Here is a 16,093-nt window from a genome sequence, read left to right on the forward strand (position 1 = left end):
CTAAACCAAAGTGAGATGTGAGAGAGTTATGAAAGTAGGGTATGCGCTTAACCTAATAATGTAACAAATTACCGAAAAGTGATTTTCTTACAAGTATTTCTATTAACCAGAACAGAATTTAATAAAATAGACTCTGGTATTTCATCTGTATCAGAATGATTCATCATTTTCAATAATGTTTCTGCAGCATGTCGTCCCATTTGATTACGTGGTTGAGACATGGTTGACAATTGAATCCAATACAAACTTGATATTTCTAAATCATCAAATCCCATAATTGATATAGCTTCTGGAACATTCATGTTGTGTTGAGCTAGTGACTCTAGAGCACCTATTGCCAATAAATCGTTGTAAGCAAATAACGCGGTCATTTCTGGTATTTGTGAGAATAATTGATCCATTGCAATTCGACCAGACTGTATCGTTCTTCCACCTGTAAGTTGTATGTAATCAGAGATGTACGAGATATTGTGTTTTTCTAATGTATCTTTGTAACCTTGAAATCGATCAATCGCAATTTGTGTTTCTAAAGGGATTCCAATATAACCTATCTGTTTGTGACCTAGTGAAATTAAATGTTCAACGGCTTGACATGCACCATTGTAATGATTTACGTCAACAAAAGGTACCTTTAATCCTTTGGCAGGTCTTCTTCTTAAAAAAACAACAGGGATGTTTATATTAGATAACATGTCAACAAGTTCTTCGTCGACATGATCAGGAGTAATGATCAACCCGTCCATTTTTCGTTCCAATGCACTTTCAATGAAACGTTTTTCTTTGTCGCTATCTCGCAAGGTATTTCCAATAATGACTTGATATCCTTGTTCTGATAATAACTCTTGAGCACCAACAGAAATCGTTGAGAAGAAAGGATCTGTAATATCTGGAATCATTAATCCTACTGTGTAGGTACGTTGATGAATCAAACTTCTTGCTATACTATTCGGACGATAATTTAGTTTTTTAACGGTTTCTAAAACTTTCATTTTTGTTTCTTTTTTTATATCAGAATGATCATTCAAAGCGCGTGAGACAGTAGAAACAGAGATACCTAGTTGCTTTGCAATGTCTTTGATAGTAACCAATGTTTAATTCACCTCCGAGAAGAGAAATTTATTCTGTAGGTTTCGTTCCGGTAACGTTTCCGAAAATACAAATCATATGACAACGCTTTCAATTCAGTCTGGAAGCTCTAATAAAATATATTCTCATGATTAACTTGATATTTATGGAAGCGTTCTCGGTAACGTTTCCGATATCTATTATAGGTAATATTAACGTATTAAAAAAATTCAGTCAATACTTTTTGTAACATTTTGATCACATTTATATTTAAAAATGAAGCTTATCATTTATGATTTTTTTTTCATGATCTTATCGATTTTTAGTAAATACATCCAAGCAATCCATATCCAAATTACATATTATATCTTAATACTTAAATATTAGTAGAGGAGATGGTAATATGAATAACAAAAAAAATAATGAGGAAAAATTTACTATAATGACTTGGAATATATATTTTGGAGCTAATTTAGAACCTCTTATCGGTACAACACCAGAAGAAGTTCCACAAGTAACAACAGAAATTTTTAATCAATTTGAGCAAACTAATTTTCGAGAAAGGGCCAAGTCCATCTCACAACAAATTAAAAATATAAAACCTCATTTAATAGGGCTTCAAGAAGTAGCACTATGGACAGTTAGAAGTCTGACAACGAAGAGTGAAACAAATTTTTTAACTATTCTTTTAGAAGAATTAAAAAGGATAGGTTTGGAATACGGTGTAGTGGCATTGAATCATAACTTTAGTAGTGAATTACCCAGCAGTACGGGGGATTTGATTGGCATTTTAGATAGAGATGTTATTCTTGCAAAAAGGAATGCAGGTTTTTGTTTTTGTAATATACAAGAGGAGAACTTTTCTAAAAATTTAGTGGTTCCTGTAGGAGGTGTTTTGTTTACTGTTCTTCGGGGTTGGTCTTCTGTAGATATTTGTTTTCAAGGACAAAAATTCAGGTTATTGAATACACACTTAGAGGGGAATTCAGTAGATGTACAAATGGAGCAAGCAAAGGAGTTATTAAATGGTCCCGCTAATACTACACTTCCGATATTATTCATTGGTGATTTTAATTCAAATGCAGAGGGAGTTATAAAACCAACTTACGATTTACTGATTAACTTTGGGTTTACAGATGTTTGGAATATTTCAGGCATAGGATTTGGATTTACAGCGTTCCAGGCTAGAGATTTATTAAATCCTATTCCTACTTTGACTGAGAGGATTGATTTAATATTATTCAAAGGTAATTTTAATGTAAAGCTTTCTAATACTGTGGGTGATAAACAAGAAGATCGGACACTATCAGGACTTTGGCCTTCTGATCATGCGGGAGTTTTAAGTGAAAGTATTCAAATCATCATACATGGTGAGGTTGTATAAATTGGTTTTTAGATGGTAGAGTTTAGAATAAAGAGAATCAATCACATTTGTGAAAAGTTCTTGTTTTAAATATAATTTAACTTAGACATAAATAGTATTTGTGTAATTGAAATGTTATGAGGTGGGGTGGTCTTTAAATGAAAGGATTTAAAAAAAGTCATTATATTCTTATAATGATTATAGTTGCTGTCACTAGTATTTTGCTAATATCTAGCATTTTTTTTACAAGGGAAGAAAAAGTCCCAAATGAGTTGCCATCAAATCGTAATGAAATAGAATTGAGTGGTTCCGTTAAATCTGATGAGTTAAAATTGGCTATACAACTGAAAAATGATATTTTAAAACAACTAAATGGCAAAGGCTATAATGCAAGTTTTAGAAATGATGAGTATGAAGTGAATATTGCTGATGAATATATAAATAAGTGGATTGAAAGGATAGCGATTAATAAAGTAATGTCAGGAAAAACAGAGAATATAAAACCAGAGGAAATTCTTGAAGATGCAATTTCGAATGCTTTACGGTATGAAGTAACTTTAATCATGGCTAATCTCAATAACGTTGATATGAGTGAAGGATTATATTCATATATTGAAGGTACTAAAGAAGAAATGATGAGCATTGATACTGCTAAGAAAATAACAGATGAACTTGTAGATGGATTAGGTTTAGAAGGTGTTGATGAATTGTTTTTTGAATATGATGTGGATCATTATACACGAAATTATATTTGGTTACATCTAAGACCAAAGTATGAAGAGGAGAATCCTCAAAAAAATAATGAGACTGGGGGAGATTATAATAATCGAATGATAGACTTATATCATGAGGATATCAATACAATGATAAAGTCATTTTCAAAGACAGAATAATATAATTAAGCTTTATGATAATGAACCATAATATGCTCATTTAACTTTCCCCACAAAAACCTCACTATTAATTAATTTAGTAGTGAGGTTTTACAATGTCTAAAATAATATTAAATTGCGAACCAAACTGGTTAATATTTTTTAAATCTCCCCTTGATATATGATCATAAAAAATATAAAATAAAATATGAGAAAGCGCTTAACTTATTGTTAGATTACTAGATTGGATGGTGAAAGGCATAGTGAAACAGACTTTAAAGATAGGTATTATCGGTGCTGGTAGAATAGGAAAGTTGCATGCAGAGAATTTAGTTTTATTAGAAAAGGTTGAATTGAAAGCGATTTCTGATATTTACGTTGATAACGTGATAGATTGGGCGAATAAATTAGGAATCAATAAAACGACAAAAGATTATAAGGAAATAATAGAAGATCCAGAAATTGATGCAGTATACATATGCTCACCTACCAATACACATGCACAAATGATTAAAGAGGCAGCTGAAGCGAAGAAACATATTTTCTGTGAAAAACCGATTAGCTTTTCAGCAGAAGAAACATTTGAAGCACTAAAAGTTGTTGAGCAACATGGTGTGAAACTGCAGGTTGGTTTCAATCGACGTTTTGATCATAACTTTAAAAAGGTGCACGATACTGTTATAAATGGTTTGATTGGAGATCCGCATATCGTAAAAATCACTTCACGTGATCCTGAACCACCTCCTGCTGAATATATTAAAGCTTCTGGCGGTTTGTTTATGGATATGGCCATTCACGATTTTGATATGGCACGTTATGTGACTGGTAGTGAAGTAGAAGAGGTTTATGTTCAAGGTGCTAGTTTAGTAGATCCAGTGTTTAAGCAATATGGAGATGTGGATACGGCTATCATTACTCTGAAATTTGAAAACGGTGCCATTGGTGTGATTGATAACAGCCGAAAGGCAGTATATGGATATGATCAAAGAGTAGAGGTGTTTGGTTCTAAAGGTTCTGTAGCGATTCAAAATGATCATCCAACAACCGTTGAAATTAGTACGGTTCAGGGTGTGTTTAAAGATAAACCTAAATATTTCTTTTTAGAAAGATATAAGGATGCATATGTTGTAGAGTCAAAAGAATTTATACAGTCCTTACTTCAAGATTCACCACTAGTATGCACTGGCAATGATGGATATCAGGCGGAATTAATTGCAAAGGCAGCAAAGGAATCTTTGCAGCAAGGAAAGCCAGTAAAAATTGAACATTAAAAATGAAATCATAAAACCATAATTTTTCATTAAGGAGGTCTTTATGGAAACTATTCGTTTAACAATGTCACAGGCACTACTGAAGTTTCTAGATCAGCAATACGTTGAATTAGATGGCAAAGAAATAAAATTTTTTAAAGGTGTTATGGGCATATTTGGACATGGAAATGTGACAGGGATTGGGGAAGCGTTAGAACAAGATAAAGGAAGTTTAACCTATATTCAAGGAAAAAATGAACAGGGTATGGCACATGCTGCAATGGCATATGCAAAACAAAAAAATAGACTGGAAACCTTTGCTTGTACATCCTCTATAGGTCCTGGTGCCTTAAATATGGTCACTGCAGCAGGTACTGCTACTGTAAACCGCATTCCTGTGCTTTTTCTTCCAGGTGATATATTTGCATGTAGACAACCTGATCCTGTTTTACAACAAATTGAAGACCCTACAGATTATAATGTCACAGCGAACGATGCATTTAAACCAGTGAGTAAATATTGGGATCGTATTTCTAGACCAGAACAATTAATGACAGCAGCATTGAATGCGATGCGAGTGTTAACTGATCCTGTGGATACTGGAGCAGTTACGTTATGTCTTCCTCAAGATGTTCAGAGTGAAGCTTATGACTATCCTCTAGCATTTTTTGAAAAACGAGTTTTTTATATGGATAGAAAGCCTTTAACTCAAAGTGGGTTGCAGAGAGCTGCCCAACTTATCAAATCTAAAAAGAAACCTTTGATCATTGCAGGTGGTGGAGTGCATTATTCCTTAGCAACCGATACGTTGCAAGAGTTTGCTGAAACATTTCAAATTCCTGTAACAGACACACAAGCAGGTAAAAGTGCAATGTCTTGGGACCATCCTCTTAACATGGGGTCTGTTGGTGTGACAGGGTCATTGGCGGCAAATCTATTAGCAAAAGAGACAGATTTAGTAATCGCCGTGGGTACTAGATTAGCGGATTTCCCTACATCATCAAAACAAGCTTTTCAAAATCCACAAGTAGACATCATTAGCATTAATGTAAGTCCATTTGACGCTCTAAAAATGAACGGATTAAGCATCGTGGCAGATGCGAAAGAGACGTTAACATCATTAACACAAGTGTTAAGTCAAGAAGGGTATCAAACTGAATATGATCAAAGTCATTTATCGAGCTTGAAAAAAGAATGGGATACAGAGGTAGACCGATTATATGCATTAGAAAGTGATCGAGGTTTAACACAAACAAGAGTATTGGGTGAAATAAATGAATTTATTGATGAAAAAGATGTGATTGTAGGTGCAGCTGGAAGTTTACCAGGAGATTTACATCGTGTATGGCGAACAACTCAGCCTAAAACCTATCATTTGGAATATGGTTTCTCTTGTATGGGATACGAAGTTTCAGGTGCACTTGGTGTGAAAATGGCAGAGCCAAGTCGAGAGGTATATGCCATGTGTGGAGACGGAAGTTTCCTAATGTTACATTCAGAGCTTCTGACAAGTATACAAGAAGGTCAAAAAATCAATGTCATATTATTGGATAATCATGGCTTCCAATGTATTCATAACTTGCAAAGAGGGCATGGAAGTGATGGATTCGGAAATGAATTTCGTTATCGTTCTAAAGAAACAAATCGATTAACAGCTGATTATGTTCCGATAGATTTTGCAGCTTATGCCGGTGCGTTAGGTGTAAAAACATATAAGGTTCATACTTTAGAAGAATTAAAAGATGCTCTTGTACAATCGAAACGAGATACCATATCAACTTTAATAGATATTAAAGTTCTTTCTGGCACAAATACTGATGGATACGAATCATGGTGGCGGGTAGGTGTAGCAGAAGTTTCTGAAAGTGAAAAAGTACAACAAGCCCATAAACAGATGGAGCAAAACATCAAGTTAACTAAGCAATATTAATGAAAAGATAAGAGTAAACCACTTTAATATAACTAGTGAACTCGTTTAATAAAATTGAATGAGTTAAACTGATGACAAAAAGAGGTAAGAGGAGGAGATCATGAATGAGCATCTACCCTTTTAATCTAGGGATTTCGCCAATAAACTGGTCCAATGAAGATGTGAAAGAACTAGGAGAACACTATACATGTGAAACGATTCTAAATGAAATGAAATCACTAGGATTTGTAGGTACAGAAATGCATAGTAAATTTCCTAGTGAAGTTAGAGAGTTAAAAACAGTCTTATCCCGCAAAGGGATGCAGCTTGTTACCCAGTGGAAGGGTGTATTGTTTGCCGACAAGTCAAAACATGAGAGTGAATTGAAGGCATACAAAGATCATGTGCTTTTTTTAAAAGAGATGGGCTGTAGAGTCGTTGTGACATGTGAGCTTGGTGGTTCTACAATTGGTGATCCAAGAAGAGATGCAAATGTGACTGAAGTGAAACCACTGACGAGTGAAGAGTGGAGCAACATGGTGGAAGGATTGGAAAAGGCAGGTCAAATTTGTAAGGATAACGGTATGACATTAGTTTATCACCATCATATGGGAACAAATGTTGAAAAAACAGAAGAAATTGATAGATTAATGGAAGCGACAAATCCAGAATTAGTTTCCTTAACCTTTGATAGTGGACATGCTTATTATGGTGGTGCAGATCCATATGAGGTATTAGTTAAACATTATGATCGAGTTAAACATATTCATTTTAAAGATATTAGAAGAGAGGTTTTGGACGAAGTAAGAGAGGAGAAAATTAGCTTTAAAAACTCTATAGCAAAAAATGTGTTTACTGTTCCAGGTGACGGTGTAATAGACTTCGAACCTATTTTCTCTCTTTTATTAAATCGTAATTATAATGGTTGGGCAATATTAGAAGCGGAGCAGGATCCAGCTGTAAAAAACCCAGTGTTTTATGCACAAAAGTCAAAGGAATATATAAAGGATTTATTTGTTGAATTAAACAAATTATGATGTATTGAATCATTCTATTTTTGAGAAAATAGGGGGAAATAACGGAAATCAGGACTGTAAACGAGAATGAAATGCTTATCTAAAATGTAATTTAAAAAATCAGAAAGGAACGATCAAATGTCAGAATTCATAGTACCAACTAAACAACCAGATGATAAAGGACAAGTGATTTCTATTACTCCTGAGTCAGCTGGATGGCAATATGTAGGGTTTGAAGTCTTCTCCTTAAATGAAGGGCAATCACTTAAAAAAGTAACCGGAGATAAAGAGACTTGTATCGTTTTGCTTAGTGGTAGAGCTTCTGTAAATTCAAAGTTAGAGAAATGGGAAAATATCGGAAAGCGAATGGATATATTTGAAAAAATACCACCGTATTCTGTTTACATTCCATCAGGTGATTTTTATGAGGTGTTAGCACTAACTGATCTTCAACTAGCTGTTTGTTCTGCCCCTGGAAAAGGATCATTTCCAGCTCGATTAATTTCTCCTGAGGACGTTGGTGTGGAGCTAAGAGGATCTGGTAACATGGAACGCAGTATACATAATATATTACCAGAACAAGCTGAAGCAGATAGCTTATTAGTTGTAGAAGTATTTACTCCAGAAGGTCATTGGTCTAGTTACCCGCCTCACAAACATGATCAAAATAATCTGCCAGAGGAGTCCTATTTAGAAGAGACCTATTATCATAAAGTGAATCCTGAACATGGTTTTGCCATTCAACGTGTTTATACAGATGATCTCTCGTTAGATGAAACATTAACAGTGAAAAATGGGGATGCAGTGCTTGTACCTAAAGGATATCATCCAGTATCTGCTCCACCTGGTTATGAAGTGTATTATCTAAATGTGATGGCAGGACCTGTTCGAACTTGGGCATTTAAAAATGATCCAAACCATGAATGGCTAATGAGTAGAATGAGAGCATATGGAAGTCAGGTGAAATGATATGAATCTATTAAACTTTGATCAAAATAAAAAACTAGACTTTATAGGTGTAGGTAGATTATGTGTCGACTTAAATGCGAATGAAATTCATAGACCGATGGAAGAAACAATGACATTTACGAAATATGTAGGCGGTTCTCCAGCGAATATAACGATCGGTTTATCTAGATTAAATATGAAATCCGGTTTTATCGGGAGAATTGCAGATGACCAAATGGGTCGATTTATAAAGCAATATTTAAACAATAACAACATTGATACATCCAATGTGATCACAGATAAATCTGGAACTGTCACAGGATTAGCTTTTACAGAAATCAAAAGCCCAACGGATTGCAGCATTCTTATGTACCGTGATAATGTAGCCGATTTGAAGTTAGAACCAAACGATGTATCAGAGGAGTATATTAAACAATCCAAAGCTATTTTAATCTCGGGTACTGCGCTTGCAAAAAGCCCTTCTAGAGAAGCAGTTTTCCTAGCGTTACAATATGCTAGAAAACATGGTGTTGTCGTATTTTTTGATGTTGATTATAGACCTTATACTTGGGAATCAGAACAAGAAACAGCGATATATTACAATTTAGCAGCAGAAAAATGTGATGTCATCATAGGAACTCGTGAGGAATTTGATATGATGGAAAAAATGGAAAACTATGAAAAAAGTGATGATTGGGTGACTGCAAAAAAATGGTTTGATTACAATGCCAAAATTGTAGTCATTAAACATGGAGCAGATGGTTCTATTGCTTATGCTAAAGACGGAAAATCATATACAGGATCTGTATTCCCGGCAAAAATAGTGAAAACGTTTGGAGCAGGGGACTCATATGCTGCGGGCTTCATTTACGGATTGATGAATGGTTGGGAAGTGAATAAAGCTATGGAGTTTGGCAGTGCAGCGGCATCCATTGTTATATCTAGCCATAGTTGTTCAGATGCAATGCCGACTTATGAGCAGATTAGTAGTGTCATAGACAATCATAGTAAGTAACTTATAAAGTGAAGTGCAATGAAGAAGATATAAATTCATAAAATGCAAGCTAGATTTATAGAATAATTCCATAAGGTGCTTTTAGCTATACAAGTACAAAAAAATAGATTTATAAAAAATGGAGGGGACAAAGTCATGACGAATAAAACACAAATCGAAACATTAAAGAACTTCATTGGCGGACAATGGGTAGATTCCGCAGCAACGGATACATTATCAGTACCAAATCCAGCAACAGAAGAACAAATCGCAGAAGTACCAATTTCTACAAAAGAAGATGTAGCTAAAGCTGTGGCAGTGGCAAAAGAAGCTTTTAAAACATGGAGCAAAACAGCTGTACCTAGAAGAGCACGTATATTGTTTAAATACCAGCAATTATTAGTAGATCATTGGGATGAGCTTGCTAAGTTAATTACGCAAGAGAACGGTAAAAGCTATAAAGAGGCATACGGAGAAGTTCAGCGGGGAATAGAATGTGTAGAATTTGCAGCAGGTGCTCCTTCTTTAATGATGGGTAAACAATTACCTGATATTGCAACAAATTTAGAATCAGGAATGTATCGTTATCCAGTTGGTGTTATAGGTGGAATTACACCATTTAACTTTCCTATGATGGTTCCTTGCTGGATGTTCCCGTTAGCGATTGCATGTGGAAATACATTTGTATTAAAACCTTCTGAAAGAACTCCTATACTAGCAAATCGCTTAGCAGAACTTTTCACAGAAGCTGGTTTGCCTGATGGCGTATTTAATATCGTTCATGGTGCACATGATGTAGTAAATGGTTTATTAGAACACCCCGATGTACCTGCCATTTCATTTGTTGGTTCACAACCTGTTGCTGAATATATTTATAAAACTGGGGCAGCGAATGGAAAACGTGTTCAAGCATTAGCAGGTGCTAAAAACCATAGTATTGTTATGCCCGATGCTAAGTTAGATGAAGCTGTTGAACAAATCGTTACTGCAGCTTACGGATCAGCAGGTGAAAGGTGTATGGCCTGTTCTGTTGTAGTAGCAGTGGATGATGTGGCAGACGCATTAATTGAAAAAATAAAAGAAAAAGCAGATGGAATTAAGATGGGGAACGGATTAGATGAAGATGTCTTTTTAGGTCCTGTCATTCGAGCAGAACATAAAGAGAGGACAGCAAATTACATCGAAATTGGAATTAATGAAGGTGCTGAATTAATACGTGATGGACGTAATGATGAATTTGTTAACGAAAAAGGATATTATATTGGACCGACAATCTTTGACAATGTCACATCTGAGATGAAAATTTGGAAAGATGAAATTTTTGCTCCGGTATTATCCATCGTTAGAGTGAAAAATTTAGAGGAAGCAGTGGAGATTTCCAATAAATCTGATTTTGGTAATGGTGCGTGTTTATTTACTCAGGATGGAAGCAATGTGAGATATTTTAGAGAGAATATTGAGTCTGGGATGTTAGGAATCAACTTAGGAGTCCCTGCTCCTATGGCATTCTTCCCATTTTCAGGTTGGAAAAACTCCTTCTATGGTGATTTACATGCAAATGGTACAGATGGTGTAGAATTTTACACAAGAAGAAAAATGATGACAGCTCGTTGGACTTGATGAAATACGGAAGAACCGCCTGAGGCGGTTCTTATTCTTCATGTTATATAAGGAAATCGTAGTTATGTTCTAACATGTAAGTTTTTTTTCTGTAATTAGAGTATAATGATTGGAAAAGGGGAACGAAAAAAGCTAGAAGGAGTTTTTTTATATCATGAAACCTACGATTTACGACATTGCACGTGAAGCTGGTGTATCGATTGCAACGGTATCAAAAGTGATCAACAATACAGGTAGAATCGGAGATAAAACCAAGCAGAAGGTCATGAAGGTGATGAAGGATCTTGATTACCAGCCAAGTATAGTTGCTTCGGCATTAACGGGAAAGAAAACTCATACAATTGGTCTCCTCATTCCAGATATTGCAAACCCATTTTTTGCTGAAATTGCTCGAAGTGTTGAAGATATGGGGAATGAATTAGGTTTTAGTGTGATGATGTGCAGCACGGATAATAATATAGACAAAGAATCCAAGTATATATCATTATTAGAGCAAAAAAGAGTGGATGGAATTATATTAGCTACAGGAACTCATAATATGACTATTTTGCAAAATCTATTAAAGAAAAAAGTACCGATTGCATTAATTGCTAGGGACATGCCCTCACTTCCTGTAGATACTGTATTAGTAGATGATTATATGGGAGGATACGAAGCTACTTCACACTTAATTAAATTGGGTCATCAAAAAATTTCTATTATTGCAGAAGATTTAACAGTGATGAGTAGTAAAGAGCGTATTCGAGGGTACTGCCAAGCTTTAGAGGATCACGGATTAATGTATGATGAACGTTATTTACACGTAAGTGATTTCACTATTAAGGGAGGGAAACAAGTCGCAACGAAAATTCTATCTGAAAACAATCCGGCTACTGCAATTTTCGCTTGTAATGATTTACTTGCAATGGGAGCTATTCAAGCAGCTCGTGAAAAAGGGGTTCAAATACCAAAAGACCTGTCCATTGTTGGATTCGATAATACAATTTTAGCTTCATTATGTGATCCTCCTCTGACTACGATCGCACAACCTATACAAGATATGGGTAAACAAGTTGTAGACTTGTTAGTAAAAGAGATTAAAGAGGAAAAAACTACAAAACAACGTGTTGTATTAATGCCGAATTTGGAAATTAGAAAGACTACAGGAGAGAGAAGAAGGAATTAGTTAAAGAATAGAATTTATGCAAAAATGAAATGAAGCAGCAGAGTTACAGAAAAGAAAATAATGTATCTCTGTTTTTTTGTTATGTTCTCTAATGGTCATTCTTGATCCTAGAACATATATTCTGTAAAATGGGGTGTATAAGAATTGTAATGGAAATTGAGCATAGATACGGTTAATAAGGAGTTTAAATAATGAATAGATTAACGGGTAAATTTAATTCCCTTCATGAGCTGATCACAGAAATTAGAAACATGCCCCAGTTCAAATCGCAAATTACGCATTGGCATACGATACCAGCTAAAGAAGCACGTTTTGCAAAATTCCCTGAACAAATCCATGAAAACTTGAAACAGGTTTTTTTGGACAGAGGCATTTCAAATTTATATACACACCAAGCAGAGTCCTTTCAAGAAATAAACAAGGGAAATCATGTGGTAACAGTAACTCCTACGGCATCAGGGAAAACGCTTTGTTATAACTTGCCTGTATTGCAACGCTTGTTGGAGGATGACAGTGCTAGAGCTTTGTATATGTTTCCTACAAAAGCATTGGCACAGGATCAGGTGGCAGAAGTAAATGAAATTGTCAATTTATTAGAAATGAATATAAAGGCCTACACCTATGATGGAGACACAGCACCAACGGCAAGACAAGCGATACGTAATGCAGGTCATATAGTAGTGACAAATCCAGATATGTTACATTCAGCCATTCTCCCTCATCATACAAAATGGGTAAAATTGTTTGAGAATCTGCAATTTATTGTTATCGATGAGTTACATACATATCGAGGAGTATTTGGTAGTCATGTTGCCAACGTATTACGCAGATTAAAACGAATTTGTAATTTTTATGGCTCAAATCCTCAATTTATTTGTACTTCAGCAACCATTGCGAATCCGAAGGAACATGCAGAACGATTACTAGAACAAAAAGTATCTTTAATTGATAAAAATGGGGCACCGGCTGGCGAAAAACATGTTGTTTTTTATAATCCTCCTGTTGTGAATCAACAATTAGGCATACGAAGAAGCAGTGTGTTAGAATCTCAAAAACTAGCAAGTTTATTATTGAAAAATGGTATTCAAACCATTGTGTTTGCTAGAAGTAGAGTACGTGTTGAAATTTTATTAACTTACTTACAGGAACAAACCAAAAATGAATTTGGTACAAAATCAATCCGTGGTTATCGTGGAGGATATTTACCAAAACAAAGAAGAGAAATTGAGCGGGGATTAAGAAATGGGGAAATTCGAGGTGTCGTTTCTACAAATGCACTGGAATTAGGGATCGATATAGGTCAGTTGCAAGCGTGTGTGCTGAACGGATATCCAGGTAGCATTGCGAGTACATGGCAGCAATCAGGCAGAGCTGGTAGAAGACAGGAAAGCTCACTTACTTTTATGGTTGCAAGCAGCAATCCATTAGACCAATATATTATTCAAAATCCTCAATTCTTCTTTGAAGCAACACCTGAGGAAGCAAGAATAGAAGCAGATAATTTATTAATTTTAATTGATCATATCAAATGTGCTGCTTATGAATTGCCGTTTGAAAAAGGAGAAACATTTGGAGGGGAGACATTATTAGAAGTACTAGAATTTTTAACTGAAGAAAAGGTACTGCATCAAGTCCGAGATCGTTGGTATTGGATGGAGCAATCGTTTCCAGCCCATAATATTTCTTTACGTTCTGCTGCTCAAGAAAACTTTATTATTATAGATATGACAGAAGGCAGCAGGGTCATTGGTGAAGTGGACCGTTTCAGCGCTCCCACTTTAATTCACGAAGAAGCGATTTATATCCATGAAGGTATACAGTTCCAGGTAGAAAAGTTGGATTTTGAGGAGAAAAAAGCATTTGTAAGGAAAGTGGATGTTGACTATTTTACAGATGCAAATTTAGCAGTCCAATTGAAAGTGCTTCAAGTAGATAAACAGAGTGAAACCAAAACACATGATCTCCAATATGGGGAAGTAACTGTTAACGCTAAAGCAACATTGTTTAAAAAAATCAAATATAAAACACATGAAAACATTGGGTCTGGTCCAATACATTTACCAGAAGAAGAGTTGCACACCAGTTCGTATTGGTTTTCATTTGCTGAAAATATTTTAGAAACTCGAAGTAAAAACGAGCTGCAGTTTGCTTTACTAGGACTTTCAAACGTATTAGTTCATATTGCACCATTATATTTAATGTGTGATCCGATGGATATTCTAGTGGTGCCACAAGTCAAAGCCATTCATACTAAATTGCCAACGATCTTCTTCTATGATCGTTACCCTGGGGGAGTAGGGTTAAGTGAACGATTATATGAAGTGCATCATGCACTGTTAAGACAAGCAAAAGATTTAATTCAAAGTTGTACTTGTTTAAGCGGATGTCCTGCTTGCGTAGGGCCAATCGAAGAGGTTGGATTAACTGGGAAAGAGTTAGCACTTGAACTTTTGAGCGTTTTGATTGAGGAAAAGGGTGCTAAATTACAATAACAGCTAAGTATTTTAATCTAATAGTGAAGCATGTTCCAATGAAATGAAATGAATTGTGGGGGGATAAGATTGAGCCAACTAAAAAACAGATTAAATAGATTGAAACAAACTCAAACTTCAGCTAGTGCTAATGATATAGAGCCCTCTTCTCATTTAAATGGAGTAGAAGAATGGAACAGGATAGGAGCAGTTACTGATACGAATGAATACGGTTCTTTTGTGAAAAGGGATATAAAGATTCCATTGCATAAAAAGGTTGGTTTCTATCCATTATCTAAATTGGTAAATTGTGCTCATGTTTTATCTCACATGCAAGCATTAGAATCAAATGTTATACACGATAAAATGTTATTTTTTGATACAGAAACAACGGGTTTAGGGATTGGTGCTGGGAACGTGCCGTTTATGCTTGGGATTGGTTATTATACAGATGATGTATTCATAGTAGAGCAATTATTTATTCGTAATCCAAGTGAAGAATTAGCGATGTTAGCTTATATAAATGAAAAGTTCCAACACTTTACTCATCTAGTCTCTTATAATGGTAAAACGTTTGACCTACCTTTACTCAAAAATAGATTCATAATTCATCGACTGGCTTTTGAAGGGGAACATTTGGAACATATAGATTTATTATATCCATCTAGAAGTTTGTGGAGAAATACTCTAACCACTTGTAAGTTAAGTCATGTGGAGCGTCAAAGATTAGGAATTCATCGTATAGATGATGTGCCAGGTTCAATGGCACCTACGTTATATTTTAAATACTTAACAGAAAAAGATCCTAACATTGTGGCGGATGTGTTTTGTCATAATGAAGTAGATATTGTGACCTTAGCTGCTCTGAGTATTTATTTTACAGCTTTATTTGAGAATACAGATTTATATAATAGTTTAGAATTGGATGAGTTATATCGCTTGTGTCTTTGGTTCAACAAAATGGAATTAACAGAACAGTTCCAGCATGTTTATGAATTGCTCGCTTCTAGAGCCAAAGAGGAAGATCCAAATTATTTTATCCCCCTAGCTATGATCTTTAAGAAACAAAAGAAAGTTGAAACATCTGTTTTTTTATGGAAAAAATTTATTGAACTGCAAGGACACCAACGAATAATAACTACTGAACCGTATATAGAGTTGGCGAAATATTATGAACATCGTATAAAGGATTTAAATCAGGCGATTTATTATACTAAAGAAGCGGAGCAAAGAGTGTATAATCGAGTTTCTCTATCAAAAAGGGATCAAAAATATACTGAAGCGTTGCAGGAAATTCAAAAACGGAAAACTCGATTGGAAAAGAAAATAATGACGAAAAAGAAACAAGCCGTTAAAGATAGTTCACAATTAAGACAAGTTGAGATGAATGTGTAACAACAAATTGATATACACATGTTTA

12 protein-coding genes are annotated in these 16,093 nt (G+C 35.0%); 11 read left to right on the forward strand and 1 reads right to left on the reverse strand.

What is annotated here, in order from left to right:
* Nucleotides 1-68: 68 nt before the first annotated feature.
* Nucleotides 69-1,088, reverse strand: coding sequence for a LacI family DNA-binding transcriptional regulator (locus VQL36_RS09065; protein ID WP_349248998.1), 1,020 nt, complete (start codon nt 1,086-1,088; stop codon nt 69-71).
* Between the two features lie 380 nt (nt 1,089-1,468).
* On the opposite strand from VQL36_RS09065, the gene VQL36_RS09070 reads away from it, so the two are divergent.
* The 11 genes from VQL36_RS09070 to VQL36_RS09120 all read left to right on the forward strand — a co-directional run bounded on the left by VQL36_RS09070 (nt 1,469) and on the right by VQL36_RS09120 (nt 16,068).
* Nucleotides 1,469-2,449 (forward strand): endonuclease/exonuclease/phosphatase family protein, encoded by a 981-nt coding sequence (locus VQL36_RS09070; protein WP_349248999.1) that lies wholly within the window; start codon nt 1,469-1,471, stop codon nt 2,447-2,449.
* Between the two features lie 137 nt (nt 2,450-2,586).
* A complete protein-coding gene (locus VQL36_RS09075; RefSeq protein WP_349249000.1) occupies nt 2,587-3,321 on the forward strand; it encodes a hypothetical protein in 735 nt (244 codons plus the stop codon).
* A gap of 227 nt (nt 3,322-3,548) precedes the next feature.
* On the forward strand, nt 3,549-4,571 hold the full coding sequence (iolG, locus tag VQL36_RS09080) for an inositol 2-dehydrogenase (protein ID WP_349249001.1): 1,023 nt from the start codon (nt 3,549-3,551) through the stop codon (nt 4,569-4,571).
* A gap of 43 nt (nt 4,572-4,614) precedes the next feature.
* Nucleotides 4,615-6,480, forward strand: coding sequence for a 3D-(3,5/4)-trihydroxycyclohexane-1,2-dione acylhydrolase (decyclizing) (iolD, locus tag VQL36_RS09085; RefSeq protein ID WP_349249002.1), 1,866 nt, complete (start codon nt 4,615-4,617; stop codon nt 6,478-6,480).
* Nucleotides 6,481-6,584: 104 nt separating this feature from the next.
* Nucleotides 6,585-7,496, forward strand: coding sequence for a myo-inosose-2 dehydratase (iolE, locus tag VQL36_RS09090; RefSeq protein WP_349249003.1), 912 nt, complete (start codon nt 6,585-6,587; stop codon nt 7,494-7,496).
* Between the two features lie 117 nt (nt 7,497-7,613).
* Complete coding sequence (iolB, locus tag VQL36_RS09095) at nt 7,614-8,444, forward strand: 5-deoxy-glucuronate isomerase (RefSeq protein WP_349249004.1); 831 nt, start codon at nt 7,614-7,616, stop codon at nt 8,442-8,444.
* Nucleotide 8,445: 1 nt separating this feature from the next.
* The gene (gene iolC / locus VQL36_RS09100) at nt 8,446-9,438 is read left to right on the forward strand and encodes a 5-dehydro-2-deoxygluconokinase (RefSeq protein WP_349249005.1); all 993 of its coding nucleotides are present in this window, start codon (nt 8,446-8,448) and stop codon (nt 9,436-9,438) included.
* Nucleotides 9,439-9,573: 135 nt separating this feature from the next.
* Nucleotides 9,574-11,037 carry a CoA-acylating methylmalonate-semialdehyde dehydrogenase gene (locus VQL36_RS09105; protein WP_349249006.1) on the forward strand — a complete coding sequence of 488 codons (1,464 nt, stop codon included), beginning with the start codon at nt 9,574-9,576 and terminating at the stop codon, nt 11,035-11,037.
* Between the two features lie 154 nt (nt 11,038-11,191).
* Nucleotides 11,192-12,202 (forward strand): LacI family DNA-binding transcriptional regulator, encoded by a 1,011-nt coding sequence (locus tag VQL36_RS09110; protein ID WP_349249007.1) that lies wholly within the window; start codon nt 11,192-11,194, stop codon nt 12,200-12,202.
* A 191-nt stretch (nt 12,203-12,393) separates the two neighbouring features.
* A complete protein-coding gene (locus tag VQL36_RS09115) occupies nt 12,394-14,694 on the forward strand; it encodes a DEAD/DEAH box helicase (RefSeq protein ID WP_349249008.1) in 2,301 nt (766 codons plus the stop codon).
* A 69-nt stretch (nt 14,695-14,763) separates the two neighbouring features.
* Nucleotides 14,764-16,068: a ribonuclease H-like domain-containing protein gene (locus VQL36_RS09120; protein ID WP_349249009.1), complete on the forward strand. Its 1,305-nt coding sequence runs from the start codon at nt 14,764-14,766 to the stop codon at nt 16,066-16,068.
* Nucleotides 16,069-16,093 lie beyond the last annotated feature (25 nt).

It is taken from the genome of Chengkuizengella sp. SCS-71B, from assembly GCF_040100845.1.
Taxonomy (GTDB): domain Bacteria; phylum Bacillota; class Bacilli; order Paenibacillales; family KCTC-33759; genus Chengkuizengella.